We start from the raw sequence: 16,538 nt of genomic DNA, 5'->3' as shown, positions 1-16,538 counted from the left end.
AAATGAGCCAGCAAAGACTCAACAACACTATTCTCGAAAGCCTCCCCGTGGAAGTGATCAAGCCCGCTTACGACCGCAGTGAAGTTACCACCGGTATCGTGCACCTGGGCATCGGTGCTTTCCATCGCGCGCACCAGGCGTGGTACACGGAAAACCGTATTGCCGCCGGTGAAACGGACTGGGGCATTGTGGGCGCAAGCCTGCGCTCCGCCGGTGTACGCGACCAGCTGGTGCCGCAAGATGGCCTCTACTCCGTGGTAGAAAAATCCAACGCGGGCACCAAGGTGCAGATCGTCGGCGCCGTCAGCGATGTACTGGTGGGGCCGGAAAGCCCGCAGCAATTACTGGAACTGCTGGCGCAGGAGAACGTGCGCATCGTTTCTCTAACTATCACTGAGAAAGGCTATTGCCACGATCCCGCGAGTGGCGACCTCAACCCGCAACACCCGGACGTAATCCACGATCTGGCCAATCCGCAGAATCCAAAATCTGCGCTGGGATATATCGTTGGTGCGCTGGCGCTGCGCAAAGAGCGCGGCCTGCCGGGCTTTACCGTGCTGTCCTGCGACAACCTGCCCTCCAACGGCAAGCTACTGGGCAAGGTGTTAGGCCAGTATGCAGAGAAAGTGGATAGCGAGCTGGCGGTGTGGATTGCCAACAACACCACCACCCCGGCCACCATGGTCGACCGCATTGTGCCGGCCACGACCGACGCGGATCGCGCGGAGCTGGAAGACCTTCTGGGCTGCCGCGACGAGGCGGCCGTGATGGCGGAACCTTTCGCGCAGTGGGTTGTGGAAGACAACTTCCTGCGCGGTCGCCCGGAGTGGGACAAGGCCGGTGCGACTTTCGTGGACGATGTGGAAGTCTACGAGCTGATCAAGCTGCGCCTGCTGAATGGCAGCCACTCTATACTGGCGTACAGCGGCTACCTGGCTGGTTGCGAAACGGTAGCAGATGTAATGGCTGTACCGGCGTTCAACAAGTTGGCCCTGCACTTTATGCGATCCGAAGCCACCACTTCCATTGATGTGCCTGCCCAGTTTGATATTGCCGCTTACCAGGCAGAACTGATCGAGCGCTTTGAGAACCGTGCACTGCGCCACCGCACCTGGCAGATTGCCATGGACGGTTCGCAGAAGATTCCGCAGCGCTGGCTGGGCACCCTGCGCCACCAGCTCGATAATGACGGTCCTATCGAAATTGTGGCCTTTGCGCTTGCGAACTGGATTCGCTACGTGTCGGCCGTGGATGAGAAAGGTGAGACTATCGAGGTTTCCGACCCGCTGGCGGCAGAGCTGAAAGCGCTGAGCGATCAGTACAAGCCGCAGGGTAGCGAAGCACTGGCTTCCGCATTCCTCGGGTACTCACCGGTATTCGGCGATGACCTGCGTAACAGCGAGCGCCTGCAGGCAGCTCTGTCAGGTTGGCTGGAAAAGCTCGAGGGCGAAGGCACCCTGGCCTGCGTGCAGAAATATTTTACTGCATAGCGCTAACCGTAACGGCACCAATATGCTATTCACCTGATTCAGGCATGTTTTTTGTCACGATTTATTTTTAGTTTTCTCGCTAGTTTCCATCCCTCATCTGAGGGTTTCTCTTGGAGGCAACCTTTTCATCCCGCGATTTCTATCGCGGGATTTTTTTACCCCGTCATAACAGAAACCTCACTCATCAGTTCTGCTCAGGTTCGGGGACTTGTTCATCCTTCTTCCTATCCAGATCGAGCGGATTATCTTCACCGAAGCGACTGGCATCGTGGGCGGGATTATCCGGGCCCCAAGCGTCCTCGTTCTGCATATTTGGCAGGTGATGCGCGATACCACGGTGACAGTCGATACAGGTCGCATTACCGGTCGCGAGCTGGGTCGAGTGCAGCTTGCGTGCACGCGCGCTCTGCACACTGAAATCCATAAATTCGAAGTCATGGCAATTTCGGCATTCCAGAGAATCATTCGCCTTCAGCCGGGCCCACTCGTGGCGCGCCAACTCCAGACGCTTGTCGAGAAATTTATCCCGCGTATTGATCGTGCCGAAAACCTTGCCCCACACCTCTTTAGAGGCCTGCATCTTGCGCGCTATCTTGTGCGTCCACTCATGGGGAACGTGACAGTCCGGGCAAGTAGCACGTACACCAGAGCGATTGGTCCAGTGGATGGTTCCCTTTAGTTCTTCGTAAACGTTATCGCGCATTTCGTGGCAACTGATACAGAACTTTTCCGTATTGGTTGCTTCGAGCGCAGTATTAAAGCCACCCCAGAAAATAATGCCGGCTATGAACCCGCTCAGCACCAGAAAGCCGAGGCTGAATGCCGTTGCCGGGCGGCTGAGGGTCTGCCAATAGCCTTTAATCCAGTTAATCATCGCTCAGGTTCCGGATCCGTTACTGGGAAGGTTGCTGCTTCTCGTTCCGCAGCAAGATATCCACATCCTTGAAGGTATTACCAACAGATGATTTGGCATTCGTCTGTGGGACATGGCACTGCAGGCAGAAATAGCGGCGCGGTGCTACATCCGCAAGCGCCTGGAAATCACGGTCCATAAAGTGCGTAATACTGATCATCGGTGCGCCACTAACACCGGTTTGGATCCGGTTGTGACATTCCAGACAGCGGTTTACATTCTTGTTGATCTGATAATCGCGAATGGTGTGGGGGATGGTCGGCGGCTGTTCCGGATAAGCGCGTACGCGCCTCCCTTCCGCATTGACCGGATCAGCGAGTTCCGGGGCCGGCTTTTCTTCAAACAGGGTGCCGCCTTTGCGAATACCGTCCGGCCCGGGTGTCACCGGGAACTGCTCCGCAATGGCCGCCAGGCCGAAAACAAAGACGACAAGGGCGATGGCGGTGGAAAAAACCTGCTTTCTGCTCATGATCGCTACTCAGCTATAAGTTTGGCGCCGGATGGGCCGGCTTTAGGCCAGCGACACTAGCTCCAGCTTAACGGCACATTTCTTGAAGTCTGTCTGCTTGGAAATCGGATCCGTCGCATCGAGTGTGACTTTATTGATTAGGCGCTGGGCGTCGAAGAACGGAACATACACCAGGCCCTTTGGTGGACGTGCGCGACCACGGGTTTCCACCCGACCGATCATTTCACCGCGCCGACTCACCACCTTGATATCACTGCCGCGACGAAATCCCTGCGCCTGGGCATCGTCCGGATGCATGTACACCACCGCATAGGGAACCGCGCTGAATAGTTCCGGTACGCGCTGGGTCATGGAACCGGTATGCCAGTGTTCGAGCACCCGCCCCGTACACAGCCAGAAGGGGTATTCTTTGTCCGGAGATTCTGCTGGAGGCTCGTAGGGAAGAGCAAAGATGCGCGCGCGACCATCTTTATTACCGTAGAACTCCACCCCGGCGCCTTTTTTCACGTAGGGGTCATACCCCTCTCGGAAGCGCCAGCGGGTTTCCTTGCCATTCACCACCGGCCAGCGCAGACCGCGCACCTTGTGGTAAACATCAAAGGGCGCCAGATCGTGGCCATGTCCGCGACCGAATTCCGCATACTCTTCAAACAGGCCCTTCTGGATATAAAAGCCGAAGGCATCCGACTCGTCGTTGGCAAAATTTTTGTCCCGTTGCTCGTTCGGGAAACGATTGGCATGGCCGTTAGCAAACAATACCTCGTAGAGGGTTTTCCCCTTGTAGCCGCGCGCCTTGCTCAGCGCTTCCGGCCATACTTCATCTGTGGTGAAGCGCTTGGAAAACTCCACCAGTTGCCACAGGTCTGACTTGCTTTCGCCCGGTGCTTTTACCTGCTGATGCCAGAACTGGGTACGTCGCTCCGCGTTGCCATAGGCCCCCTCTTTTTCCACCCACATGGCGGTAGGCAGAATCAGGTCGGCGGCCTGAGCCGATGTGGTGGGGTAGACATCGGAGACAATCACAAACGCATCCGGGTTACGCCAGCCAGGCAACAGTTCCTGCATGAGGTTGGGGCCGGCCTGCGCATTGTTGGAAGCCTGGGTCCAGTAGACCCTGAGCTTGCCATCTTTTAATGCCCGACTTTGGGCGACCGCGTGAAAGCCGGGTTTTGGCGGAATGGTGCCCTTCGGCAATCGCCAGATTTTTTCTGCGGTTTCCCGGTGCTTGGGATTGGTCACCACCAGGTCTGCGGGTAGCCGATGCGAAAAGGTACCAACCTCACGGGCGGTTCCGCACGCCGACGGTTGACCGGTCAGGGAAAAAGGACTGTTGCCAGGGCTGGAAATCTTGCCGGTCAGCAGGTGTATGTTGTAGACCATATTGTTCGCCCAGACACCTCGTGTGTGCTGGTTAAAGCCCATGGTCCACAGGGACATCACTTTCGTTTTCGGGTCCGCATAGAGCTCGGCCAGCTCCTTTAGGCGCGCCTTGGGAACACCAGTTTCTTTTGCGGTGCGCTCCAGTGTGTAGGGCTTCAGAAATTCAGCGTATTCCTCAAAGGTCATATCCTCCCAGGTATTCGCTTTTTTTCGTCCACTGGCCTTCATTTCCCGCGGGTCATCATCCCGCAAACCGTAACCGATATTGGTTTCCCCGCGCACGAATCGGGTGTGATTTTTGACAAACTCCTGATTCACTTTGCCATTTTCAATTATGTAGTTGGCAATAAAATTCAGAATATGCAGATCCGCGTGGGGGTTAAATACAATGGGAATGTCAGCGAGTTCAAAGCTACGGTGTTCATAGGTGGATAAAACCGCTACTTTGCAGCCAGGATGCGACAGTCGGCGGTCGGTGATACGTGACCACAAAATGGGGTGCATCTCCGCCATATTGGAGCCCCAGAGCACAAACGCATCGGCGTTTTCGAAGTCGTCGTAACACCCCATGGGCTCGTCGATACCGAAAGTGCGCATGAACCCCATCACGGCAGACGCCATGCAGTGACGAGCGTTTGGGTCGATATTATTGGACCGGAACCCGGCCTTCATCAGCTTACTGGCCGCATAGCCTTCCCACACGGTCCACTGCCCTGAGCCAAACATGCCAATGGACTCAGGCCCGTAATTCTTGATCGCCTCTTTGTACTTTTGCTCCATGATGTCAAAGGCCTGATCCCACGACACCTCAGCAAAGTCTCCCGATTTGTCATACTTGCCATTTTTCATTCGTAGTAATGGCTTCATCAGGCGATCACTTCCGTACATAATTTTCGACAGGAAATAACCTTTTACACAGTTGAGCCCACGATTGACTTCAGCCTTGATATCACCATGGGTAGCGACAACACGGTTATCTTTTGTAGCGACCATTACGCTACAGCCAGTACCGCAAAATCGGCATGCAGCCTTGTTCCACTTCAGTTCATTTGCGCCGGCTTTACTCACCAGATTCTGTGTTTTTGCCGGTACCGACAGCCCAGCCGCTGCCGCTGCCGCCACGACAGCGCTGGCTTTGCTAAATTCACGCCGGGTGATTCCCATGTCACAGTTCTCCTGGAATTTTTACCGGTTGCGCGGCATCGAGTTCGTTTTGTGACCCGCGGCGCCCCGCTTCTTCCGCAAGCTCGTCATATAGATCTGCCAGCGCGAGTTCCTCGTGATAGACCATCGCCACATTCAGCACACCGGTTTGATCCTTGATGGATTCAATCAACGGATTGATCTGATGGTGATCCCGGGTTTCCACAATGACTACCAGCTTGCCGGCATCATCGGACAGGTGGATCTCCAGCTCGGATTGTGTGTTAAACCATTCGCTAACCACCCCCAGGTTTTCCGGTCGTACGTGTACCAGTAGACTGGCGATATGTAAGCTTTCAGGCTTTCCCTGGCTGCTGCACTGACCGGATTTCGCGTCTTTCATCTGCTTTCTCATTCATTCAATGTCTTGGACTCGCACCGTCACACTTCCCGCTCATGGAGCGGCAACCTCTCTGGCATTCATGCGGGAGGCCCGGGTGGCCCGAAAATCATTTGCAGTATCCATACGGCAAATCCATAGCCACCGACAATGGCAATCGCCAGGATCGGAAACAGGAATACAAGAATAAACAGCACCAATCGCCCTTCCCGTTTGCGCTGCTCAGTTGTCGTCGCGGGTTTCAGATCAGCCAAGGGAGCCCCCTGTTCATTAAGAAAGGAAATTAGCGATGGGCCTTATATATGGAAATACCGCTTTCGCGGCACGATCACATCGCATCGGAGCGAGATTGATGGGCGCGCAAAGTGTTGCGCCAACTCAGGCCACCTACCTTGAGTCTAGAAAGGGCGTGCGTTCCGGCAAGAAATTCCGCGGATATCAGAAAATTTCTACGTCGAAATCAGGAGGGAAGCGTAAATTGATCTTAGCCAAAAAAAATGCCGGGCAGAGCCCGGCACCAAATGCGAATATCTATCGAAAACTTAAGGAGGAGATGAGCCAATACTCATCGTCGTGACGTGAATTTTAACAAGCCAGTTATTCGTTGGCGGGTTTACCAATGGTGGCGAGGATTCCGCCATCCACATAGACCACCTGACCGTTGACAAAATTACTCGCATCACTGGACAGAAATACCGCGGCACCCTGGAGGTCTTCCGGATTTCCCCAGCGGCCAGCTGGTGTTCGACCGACAATGAAGTCGTTGAACGGATGGCCGTCCACGCGAATCGGCGCGGTCTGGCTGGTAGCGAAGTAACCCGGGCCAATACCATTAACCTGAATATTGTGGCGCGCCCACTCGGTGGCCATATTCTGGGTCAGCATTTTCAGGCCGCCTTTGGAGGCCGCATAAGCGGAAACACTATCGCGCCCCAGCTCGCTCATCATCGAGCAGATATTAATGATCTTGCCGGCACCACGCTCGATCATGCGCTTCACTACCGGGCGAGTCATTACCATCACACCGGTGAGGTTTGTTTCCAACACCTTGTTCCACTCGGACAGCTCCATTTCCAACAGCGGCACACGACGGATGATACCGGCGTTATTCACCAGTACATCGATGGGTCCCTGCTCCTGCTCGATCACCGGCACCATCTCGTTTACTTGATCTTCGTTGGTGACATTGAACAGGTAACCGTGGGCGTCGTAGCCCTTTTCGCGCAATTCGGAAACAGCCTTGTCGAGTTTCTCCTGAGAGGAGTGGCCGGTGATGACCAGTTTGGCGCCGGCATTGCCAAGGCCTTCTGCCATGGCCATACCGAGGCCATGTGTGGCTCCGGTAATCAGTGCGAGCTTTCCGGTTAAGTCAAACAGTGACTTTGACATTTTCTAACTCCAATTTTTCGCGATCTTTCTGGATCAGCGCAACTCGGTAGGCTGCACTTTATCCATATCATCGTAATCGTGGTTTTCGCCCGCCATCCCCCATATAAAGGTGTAGTTACTGGTACCGACACCGGAGTGCAGGGACCAGGTCGGGGAAATTACGGCTTGTTCGTTGTGCATCCAGATAGTCCGCGTTTTCTGGGGTGGCCCCATAAAGTGGCACACGGCCTGGTCTTCCGGCAGGTTGAAGTACATATAGACTTCCATGCGACGACTGTGTGTGTGACACGGCATGGTGTTCCAGCAGCTCCCCTGGGCCAGCTCGGTCATGCCCATCTGCAGCTGGCAGGTTTGCAGTACATCTTTTACCAGTAGTTTGCGCAGGGTGCGCTTGTTACAGGTTTCCGCCGCCCCAAGCTCGATTACCTGAGCATCACCCTGCCCCACTTTGGTGGTCGGGAATTCACGGTGTGCCGGAGTGGATAGTATGTAAAACTTCGCGGGAGCAGATTTCACATTGCTGGAAAACTTCACATTTTCGGAACCGCGGCTGACATACAGCGCTTCCTTTGTGCCAATCTCATAGACGGTGCCATCGACTTCCACACAGCCCGGCGCACCGATGTTAATAATGCCGAGTTCACGGCGTTCGAGAAAATAGTCGGACTTCAGCGCGTCCACAGTTTCCAGTTTTACTTCCGCTTCGACGGGCATCACACCACCCACGATCACCCGATCGACGTGGGTATAGGTAAGGTTAACGGTGTCGGCGGTGAAAAGCTTCGGCACTAGATACTCGTCGCGCAGACGGTCGGTGTCATACTTCTCATAGTCTGCCGGGTGGCTGGCATAACGCTCTTCAAATACGGTTGTCATAACTCTATCCAGAAAATTCGGTAACAGCTCAGGATTCGGATTTCAGCAGCTTGTACATCTCAACACCGGAAGTGATAAACGGCGCGGTGCCTTTGGGGTCGTCATCGTAGATCGGCTCGCTCATGTAGTAGTCGTAGCTGCCGTCGCGGCCATAGCCCAGCCCTGCAACCTGACACATATCGGTGATACTGATGGTGCCATCGGCGTGTACCTGAACGAATTCATCCAGCAGCCCCTGATACGCTTTTTTCGCAGTATCCAGGTACTGGTCCTTAGGTAAGTAACCCTGATTCAACGCCTTGGCATAGAAGTAGGTGAACATGGTACTGGCAGTGGATTCCAGGTAATTCGCGCGCTTACCGGGCTTGTCGATGATCTGCCACCAGGTGCCGGTTGCGGGGTCCTGGTATTTCGCGATTACCGGTGCGATTTCGCTAATCATGCCCAACAGGTACTGACGCTCTTCGACATTTTCCTCGGGGATAAAGTCCAGTACATCCACCAGCGCCATGGCCAGCCAGCCCATGCCGCGCGCCCAATGGTATTGCGACAGGCCGCTTTCCTTGTCTGCCCATACCTGCTCTCTCTTCTCATCCCAGGCGTGATAGAACAGACCGGTTTCCGGGTCTTTGAGGATTTCATTGACCACTTTGAATTCCGCCAGCACTTCCTGAACGTCGGGCTCTTCATGCATCAGCTGCTCGTAGTGGGCGAGGAACGGAATCCCCATGTAAACACCATCCAGCCACACCTGGTAGGGGTAGCGCTTCTTGTGCCAGAAGGCGCCCTGGGAAGTGCGGGGGTGGTGTTCCAGCTGTTCGAATAGGGTATCGACAGCTTTCTTGAAGGCAGGATTCTGGTTGCGCTCATACATGCGTAGCAGCATGGTGCCGGCGCGGATACTGTCAATGTTGTACTTTTCCTGCATGTAGCCGTTGATGCTGCCATCTTCGTTAACGAAGGAGCCCATCACCGTTTGCACGGCATCGGCATAGCGCGCTTCCGGCGCAACCTGGTTCAGTTCGTCATATGCCTGCAGCACCATGCCGGTGGTGTATTCAAAATAAGACGGGCGCTTGCGGATATGGTCGAAACCGCCGAAGCGGTAATCGAGGGTTTTGCGCTCCAGTTCGGAGTCCGCGAGCTTTTTGCTCCACTCCAATGCAATCTCAGCGGTGAGCGGCTGGTCGGTTTGCGCAATACTCGCGGCAGTGGTCAGCCGCTGGCGCAGGGGCATAGTCAGTTTTTCCGCTTCCTGTTGCAGATAGGTTTCAAACTCGGCTTTGCTGGTAATGGGGCCATGCTCGCTTTCCACTTCGTTGCCCCAGGCGGCGACAAAGTAGTACTGAACCTCGTTGCCTGCGGGCTTCAGAATCGCAACCTGGTTGTGTTCATCGGTCGCCGTTTCCTTGATGGCCTTGCGCTTGGCGATCACCGCCATACCCAGGTTAGCGCCATCAAGGCTCTGAGGACCGTAAGTACCGACGTAGGTGTAAGCATGGCCGGTGATATCCATATTGCCGACAATCAGCTCGGTGCCTTCGTGGTTGACGATACCCGCAACCAGGTTATCCAGTTCTTCGCTGGTTTTCGCATTCACTTCCACCAGGCGGCTGCCCGCGTGCATGGACAGTACGGCGGTCAGGTCCGTCTGCTGGTCGGCCGTGGGCTTCCAACCCTGGTACTGCATTTTGAAGGCAGAGTAGAGATCGCCATTTTCGGTGATGTCGACTTTCCAGTCCTGTACGTCACTTACACGCACAACTTTCTCGCCATCCCAGTAACCGTAGCCACCGACACCCAGGGAGCTGCCCACTTTCAGGATATCCATGCCCCAGTCGGCCGGTTCGTGGTAGGAATCAAAGCCATCCTGCCCCACACCTTGCAACACAGGCGCCGTGGTGGATTTGCCGAAGATATCGAAACCATTGCGCCAATCGAGGTATACACGGTACCCGACCAGGTCGGACTCGATACCCGGGCCTTCATAACGGATAAAATAGGAGTGATCGGTGTGCTCTTGCGGCACATCGAGTGAGCTTACGTTCTGGAAGCTGCCGCCCTTGTATTCGCGTTCAACCCACTCACCGCCCACCTTATGGGAGATTTCTGCCTGGGTCCGCTTTACAGCAGCCTCTGCGTTGGCATCGGCTTCGGCAATGCGCAGTTTTAGGGTTTCGTCCACCGCCACATCCACCGTGAAGAGGATGCCATCTTTTTTTCCATCGGCATCTTTATCGATGGCCTGTACCGGGATTTGTTCCGCCTGGTTCCACACCGCAATCGGCGATGCAAATCCGGCGCTGAGCCCGAGTTCGTAGTAGCTTAAGTAAACTGCTTCGTCCAAACGCGGAAAGTCTGAGGGGTTGGCCAGTTCGATGGTTGCGATGGCGCCGGGCTTTTCCGCTGCCGCCGCGGGCGCGGAAGATTCTTCCGGGGACTGAGACACTTTTTCGCCACATGCGGTGAGCGTCGCCGCCGTAAGAGCAAACGCAAGGGCATTCAGGCCCAGTTTGTTTTTGGACTGGTCAAACAGTTTCACAGAGGTCTCCACGAAGTCGGGTTTTATTCTGTTTTTTTCAGGCAATCAATTTATTTTGATCACCGATAAATTGAAAACGGCCGGGTGCGAATTCGAATCTGTGCGCCGGTGTTTCCACCGGCAGATCCCTGCACCCGGCCGTTAGCTTCAGCTCTTAATCATCCTGCGAGATTAGAACTTGTACTGAGCACCTAGGTAGAACTGACGACCAGTAGTGTGGTCGACCACGATGCGGTCGAAGTCCACTACCTGCACATTGGCCTGGTTGGTCAGGTTGATACCTTCAAAGCTCAGGGTGGTATTGTCGTTCAGGTTGTAGCTCGCTACGAAGTCGACGTTGGTGGTGCCCAGGGTACCTTCGTAGTTCTGGCCGTTGCGGGTAGACGCCGGGGAGCGGGTCATGTAATCGCTACGCTCAGACAGGGAGATACGCGCACTGAAGAGGTCATTTTCGTAGTAAACGGTACCGTTGTAGGTATTTTTTGACATACCGGTCAGCGGCGCGTAGAGCGGCTCGTCGGAATCGCCGTAGTTCATCTCGGAATCTACGTAGGTGTAGTTCAGGATGACGCCGAAGTTTTCCATAATCGGCTGCTGGTACTGCACCTCGAAACCACTCAGCTCACCGCCTTCACCGTTGATTTTTTTGTTGACGTTCCAGGGGCTGCCAACTCCGAAGGTACCGCCGGCGCCTTCGAGAGCAGAAGCATCCAGGCCAGTCTGCGCCCAGGAAACACCGTCTTCAGAAGCACTGGTGATAAAGGAGTTTACGTCCTTGTAGAAGTAAGCCAGCGCTACGACTGCGTCGTCAGCAAAGTACCACTCATAAGACAGGTCGTAGGCACGTGCTCGGAAAGGATCCAGTTTCGGGTTGCCGAAGCTCACCTCACCGTTGTAGGGGTCGATGCTGCCGTAGGGTGTCAGGTCACCCAAGGATGGGCGAGCCATAACGTCGGCAACAGAGAAGCGCACAACCATATCTTCGTGCACGTCCAGAGCCATGTTCAAAGACGGCAGGGTATCGGTGTATTCGTTGGACGCGGCGACCGGAATGATTTCGCTACCGTCAGCAGTGGCACGCTTGGTCCAGCCGTTGGACTCTGTTTCGGTTTTCACGTGCCTTACGCCGAAGTTACCGCGGAATGGCAGGCCTGCAATCTCGCTGTTCCAACCCAACTGCGCATAGACGCCGGTGCTGTCTTCAGCAACAGAACGGTTGTCCTGTGGACGAGTTTCCTGAGGGTTGTCACCGATAGCGGCGTTGATGTCGCCCTCTGCCCAGTCGAAAATCTCGCTGACACTGGGGGACCACCAGGAAGTACCATTGATTGAGGCTACGCTGCCTCCGAAGTCTGCGGCAGAAACGTCAGTGAATTTCGGCTCACCACGGTATTCTTGCACATCAAACTCGAAGCTCTTGGTGGAAACACCGGCTTTGGCACTCCAGGTGTCGTTGAAATCGAATTCGACGTTGAACGCTGCAGTCTGGAAGCTGTTTTCAACGCTGTTCGGACGATGACGAACCTGGATCAGATTAAATTCGCTGGCGTCCGCAGTGTCGATTCCGCCGAAGCTCAGGTCGCCATCCGCGGTATAAGTGAAGTCACCGTCAATGCCGTAGGCGTCAATGATCGCGGTGGTCTGCATCGGGTTGGTGAAGTCGGACTGGGAAGTACCGAACACACCATCGATACGGAGTCGGTCGCTGATGTCGTGCGAGCCACGAATTGAGAGCTGGTCGAACTTGGTTTCCAGGACATCGAAACGATTTTCGATGCGAACACCGTAGTTGTTCATGGTCATGGAAGTCAGGGTGCCGTTGGCATCCTTGGTGAAGTCGGTTACGTCGACTACCGGGTAGTTGAATCCCTCTTTGATGCCAACAGAGACAAACTCTTCCTGACGGGTCGCATCGAAACTTGAAGTGAGGTAATCCACCAAAATTTCGGTGTCATCGGTCGGGCGGAATTGCAGGGTACCGGTAAAGCCTTGGCGCTCCTGCTCGTGTGTGAAATTACCGTAACGCGGAATTCGCGGGAAGAAACCTTCGTTCAGATCGGCCAGTTCAGCGTCGCTGGAGCAGGCGGAACAGGTGACGAAATCCTCGGAGTTGCTCCAGCGCACAGTGGAGAAGCCTTGCTCCAGAATATTGCGCTTGGAGTATGAGTAGGAAGCCAGCCAGCCGAAGGTGTCAGCATCATTCTTGCCGGCAACCAGGAAGGACGTACGGGGATCCATTTCTTCAGACTGGGTGTTGTAACCCATCTGGCCATTGGCCGCGAAGGTCAGGCTCTGATCCATATCCAGCGGCTTACCGGTGTTTAAATCTACGGTAGCGCCGAGTGAGCCTTCGTCTAGATCGGCAGAAGAGGTCTTATGCACGGTCAGGTTGGAGAAAAGCTCGGAAGCAAAGGTATTGAAGTCGAAAGAACGGCCGCGGTTGGCACCGCCGGAAGAGTCCGCACCACCGGTGGTGGACACGGCTTCCAGGCCATTGATGCGCACGCGGGTGAATTGTGCACCCAGGCCACGTACCGAAATATTCCGACCTTCGCCGGCGTCACGGGTAATGGCTACACCCGGAATACGCTGCAGAGACTCTGCCAGGTTGAGGTCGGGAAAATCGGCAATGTCTTCCGCCAGAATGGCGTCTTTGCTGCCCACGGCGTCGCGCTTCTGGTCCAGAGCCTTGGACAGGCTGTCACGGTAACTGGCGGTTACAGTGATCTCTTCCAGAGTTGCATCGTCGAGATTGGAATTGGACTCTTGCGCAAAAGCCGGTACCGCAACAATGGCCATCGCAAGCGTAAGTGGTTTCAGCTCGAAGGTCTTCATGACTCTCATCTCCGCTTATCGTATTTATTTTGGTAAAACCTGTTTTTGGTAATACCGCTTATTATCAAAGCAAACCGATATTCGCACACGGATTACCAACTGGCAACTTTTGGCAGACCAATTCGGCATGAAACCGGCTATTTTATTATCAATATGAAGAATATCGCGCCAACGCCCCCGCGGCCAGTGAAGATTCACAGGCACTGGCCTTCTTTTCGGGAGCGTTGAATGGGCGCATTAATGCGGGTGAATCAGCCGGGCTGGAAGGCCTGACCATTGATCGTGACATTGTCCACGGTCAGGCCAGTAACTTCTTCGATGACACCGAGGGAACCGGCCTGGTCAATACGGCTGTCGGAAATTTGCAGACCACGAATAGGGGCACGCTCGAACCCGCGGATATGGAAGGCGCGGCTGGCCTCTTTACACACCAGGTTCTCGACCTGAATGTTGTAAACATTGGGATCGAAGTCGCCCTTGTCGCCTTCCTCGTAGAAGAAGTTGATAACAATGACATCCTTCACCTGACCGATGGTCAGGTTGCGCACGTAGATATCGTGGATATTGCCCCCGCGCATGGCGTTGGTCTTGATCCGCAGGCCACGCTCCAGGTGCGGGCTGCTCATCACGCAGTCTTCCAGGAATACATTGCGCACGCCGCCAGAGATTTCACTGCCGAGCACCAGGCCACCATGACCATCCCGCATCTGGCAGTTTCGCACCACCACATTCTCGGTGGGCACATTGACCCGGCGGCCGTCGGCGTTGCGCCCCGACTTGATGGCGATACAGTCGTCACCATTGTCGAACAGGCAGTCTTCTATCAGTACGTTTTTGCAGGATTCGGGATCGCAGCCGTCGGAATTGGGTCCGTGGCTTCTTGTCGTAACGCCACGTACGGTCACACCCTCACAGAGCACCGGGTGAATCACCCAGAACGGTGAATTTTCCAGGGTGACACCTTCGATCAGCACGTTATTGCACTCGTAGAACTGCACCAGCGGCGGGCGCAGGAAGGAACCCTCGGCATAGCGACGCTCGGCCACCGGCACACCGGCTTCCATTTCCTCCATCAATTTCGCGCGCGCGGAGTGCTGGGTATCCCCTTCATTGGAGCTGTTGTCGCACTTGGTGTTTTGGCCTTTCCACGGCCACCAGGTGTCGCAGTCGGCACCGCCATCGATCAGCCCCTTACCGGTGAGCGCCACGTTTTCACATTTGTGGGCGTAGATCAGCGGGGAGTAGCCCATCATTTCCATGCCTTCCCAACGGGTTTTCACCGCCGGCAGATAACGCTGGGGCTCGGGGATAAAGTGCACCTCCGCCCCTTCCTCGACGTGCAGCTCGGTATTGGAAACCAGGTGAATTGGACCCGTGCGATATGTGCCCGGCGGCACAACGATGCGCCCACCACCGGCCTGACGACAGGCCTCTAAAGCGGCAGCAAAGAATTCGGTCGCGTCCTCGCCCTCTCCTTTAGCCCCCAATGCCTTCAGGTTGAAGTCTCGCGCGGGTATCTCGGGCAATTTGATGGAGGACAAGATTTTCGGCACGCGGGCCCAGGGGCCATTGTACTGAGACCGCGGCGGGCGGCTCATGGCGATTGCCTGCGGCAGAACCCCGGGGATGGCTGGCACCGCCGCGGCGGCCAACAGAGATTGCAGGAATACTCGGCGGTTAAATCCAGTCATAAATACCTCCCGGCTTATTCTTGTACTGACTAGTTGTGGTGCTGGCTAGATCGCTTTGGCGACTGTCCTGGCAACTACTGAGGCAGCTATCGCGCTTACTATGAGCACTCATCATCGCATAGACGCTGCCTGCACTTCTGGCAAGACCAGTCGAAAAATCCAGCCAATACTGTCATACCAATTTTGGAAGGGCAACAACCAGCCTGTCGCAATACGTCTTGAGTTGGCAGCCGCGTTCATCGCATTACCGGAAACTAACAACTCGCCGGAGGGATCACACAGGGGCAAAACAGGAGCGGGAATTTACGCGAGACACAAAAAAGCCGGCGCTGTGGCCGGCCTCGAATTCATGCAGGAATAAACGACTCAGGGCAGCGCAAATCGCTGGCGCGCCGCACTCATCTCGCGACGCGCCTGCTCCAGGGCTTCCGCCTCGGTAGCGTCCAGCAGCTGCTGTACCACACGCTGGAGGTGGTCACGCATGGCATTGCGGGCGGCTTCCGGGTCGCGGTTCTGGATCGCCTCAAGAATACGGCGATGCTCTTCAATACGGGGCTTGGAGCCGGCCTGGCGCACCTTCTCCAGGATGCGGGCCGATACAGAAGAGTTGTTGCGCAGTTTCCACAGGTGCTCGCACACGGAGACAACGGCGTCGTTGTGGGTGCACTGAGCGATATGCAGGTGGAACTTTTCATCGGCCACTTCGGCGGAGGATTCGGTGGCATTCTCCGCCACCATTTCATCGAGAATGTCCGCCAGCTGGGCAATTTCGGAATCGCTCATCTCGCGTGCGGCCAGGCCAGCGGCCTCACCCTCAAACATCATGCGCGCCTGCAGGATCTCGAAAGCGCCGATATCACTCTCGCCGGCAGAAAATGCACTGGCTTCGGTATCGGTGACATACACACCGGAACCGCCCTTCACCTCGACGCAGCCCGCAAGCTCCAGGGCAATAATGGCCTCGCGCACGGTGGGACGGCTAACCTCGAAGCGCTCGGCAAGCTTGCGCTCAGCGGGCAAACGCGTACCGGCCGGGTAGTCACCGGCGGCAATCGCGGCAGCCAGTTTTTCGGCTACCTGTTGATAAAGTCTGGCACCCTGCATCGAGCCACTCTCCTGCAATTAAATCTGCATCAGTTCTTTTTTGTATATACCGGCGGGAGTCTTCGATCACACGCCTTATGCAATTAGGCAGACCAGTCGCGCTACAGACCTGAAGCCACGAACCTGCCTTACCTTTTTAAAACCCATCCAACCTGACCAGTCGTCCCGGCCGGCTGTGAAAAGCCCATCATGGCGCCATCTCCCACATGGATATGGGGCAATAATGGCGATCCTGCAGTTTAACAGAACGGGTTTAACCACCACAACACGCATATTGACATTACAGTCTTACCAAATGCTACTATC

At 55.4% G+C, this 16,538-nt stretch carries 13 protein-coding genes; 2 read left to right on the top strand and 11 right to left on the bottom strand.

The genetic code is table 11. The features are described from left to right. The first annotated feature begins 2 nt into the window (after positions 1–2). The gene (locus LC059_RS15065; protein WP_226704693.1) at positions 3–1,490 is read left to right on the top strand and encodes a mannitol dehydrogenase family protein; all 1,488 of its coding nucleotides are present in this window, start codon (positions 3–5) and stop codon (positions 1,488–1,490) included. A 184-nt stretch (positions 1,491–1,674) separates the two neighbouring features. Here LC059_RS15065 and LC059_RS15060 read toward each other — a convergent pair whose 3' ends face one another. From LC059_RS15060 to LC059_RS15040, 5 genes are all read right to left on the bottom strand, one after another. Further along, positions 1,675–2,364: a cytochrome c3 family protein gene (locus LC059_RS15060; protein WP_226704692.1), complete on the bottom strand. Its 690-nt coding sequence runs from the start codon at positions 2,362–2,364 to the stop codon at positions 1,675–1,677. Positions 2,365–2,383: 19 nt separating this feature from the next. Next, the gene (locus LC059_RS15055) at positions 2,384–2,872 is read right to left on the bottom strand and encodes a nitrate reductase cytochrome c-type subunit (RefSeq protein WP_226704691.1); all 489 of its coding nucleotides are present in this window, start codon (positions 2,870–2,872) and stop codon (positions 2,384–2,386) included. A 42-nt stretch (positions 2,873–2,914) separates the two neighbouring features. Continuing rightward, positions 2,915–5,416, bottom strand: coding sequence for a nitrate reductase catalytic subunit NapA (gene napA / locus LC059_RS15050; RefSeq protein WP_226704690.1), 2,502 nt, complete (start codon positions 5,414–5,416; stop codon positions 2,915–2,917). A gap of 1 nt (position 5,417) precedes the next feature. Beyond that, positions 5,418–5,798, bottom strand: a complete 381-nt coding sequence (locus tag LC059_RS15045; RefSeq protein ID WP_226704689.1) for a chaperone NapD — start codon at positions 5,796–5,798, stop codon at positions 5,418–5,420. A gap of 77 nt (positions 5,799–5,875) precedes the next feature. Continuing rightward, positions 5,876–6,049, bottom strand: a complete 174-nt coding sequence (locus LC059_RS15040; RefSeq protein ID WP_226704688.1) for a periplasmic nitrate reductase, NapE protein — start codon at positions 6,047–6,049, stop codon at positions 5,876–5,878. 98 nt (positions 6,050–6,147) lie between these two features. Here LC059_RS15040 and LC059_RS15035 point away from each other — a divergent pair, with 98 nt between their 5' ends. Next, on the top strand, positions 6,148–6,372 hold the full coding sequence (locus tag LC059_RS15035; protein WP_226704687.1) for a hypothetical protein: 225 nt from the start codon (positions 6,148–6,150) through the stop codon (positions 6,370–6,372). 20 nt (positions 6,373–6,392) lie between these two features. Here the strand turns inward: LC059_RS15035 and LC059_RS15030 are convergent, their stop codons facing one another. The 6 genes from LC059_RS15030 to LC059_RS15005 all read right to left on the bottom strand — a co-directional run bounded on the left by LC059_RS15030 (position 6,393) and on the right by LC059_RS15005 (position 16,232). Beyond that, positions 6,393–7,184: a gluconate 5-dehydrogenase gene (locus LC059_RS15030; RefSeq protein ID WP_226704686.1), complete on the bottom strand. Its 792-nt coding sequence runs from the start codon at positions 7,182–7,184 to the stop codon at positions 6,393–6,395. A gap of 33 nt (positions 7,185–7,217) precedes the next feature. Further along, positions 7,218–8,060: a 5-dehydro-4-deoxy-D-glucuronate isomerase gene (gene kduI, locus LC059_RS15025; RefSeq protein ID WP_226704685.1), complete on the bottom strand. Its 843-nt coding sequence runs from the start codon at positions 8,058–8,060 to the stop codon at positions 7,218–7,220. Between the two features lie 28 nt (positions 8,061–8,088). After that, positions 8,089–10,602, bottom strand: coding sequence for a DUF4861 family protein (locus tag LC059_RS15020; RefSeq protein WP_226704684.1), 2,514 nt, complete (start codon positions 10,600–10,602; stop codon positions 8,089–8,091). Between the two features lie 171 nt (positions 10,603–10,773). Continuing rightward, the gene (locus LC059_RS15015) at positions 10,774–13,437 is read right to left on the bottom strand and encodes a TonB-dependent receptor (protein ID WP_226704683.1); all 2,664 of its coding nucleotides are present in this window, start codon (positions 13,435–13,437) and stop codon (positions 10,774–10,776) included. A 251-nt stretch (positions 13,438–13,688) separates the two neighbouring features. After that, positions 13,689–15,128: a glycoside hydrolase family 28 protein gene (locus LC059_RS15010; protein WP_226704682.1), complete on the bottom strand. Its 1,440-nt coding sequence runs from the start codon at positions 15,126–15,128 to the stop codon at positions 13,689–13,691. 366 nt (positions 15,129–15,494) lie between these two features. Further along, positions 15,495–16,232, bottom strand: coding sequence for a FadR/GntR family transcriptional regulator (locus LC059_RS15005; protein WP_226704681.1), 738 nt, complete (start codon positions 16,230–16,232; stop codon positions 15,495–15,497). Between the last annotated feature and the right edge of the window lie 306 nt (positions 16,233–16,538).

This window comes from Microbulbifer elongatus (assembly GCF_020524885.1).
GTDB classification, from domain to species: domain Bacteria; phylum Pseudomonadota; class Gammaproteobacteria; order Pseudomonadales; family Cellvibrionaceae; genus Microbulbifer; species Microbulbifer elongatus_A.
This window is presented reverse-complemented; position numbering and strand designations above follow the sequence as displayed.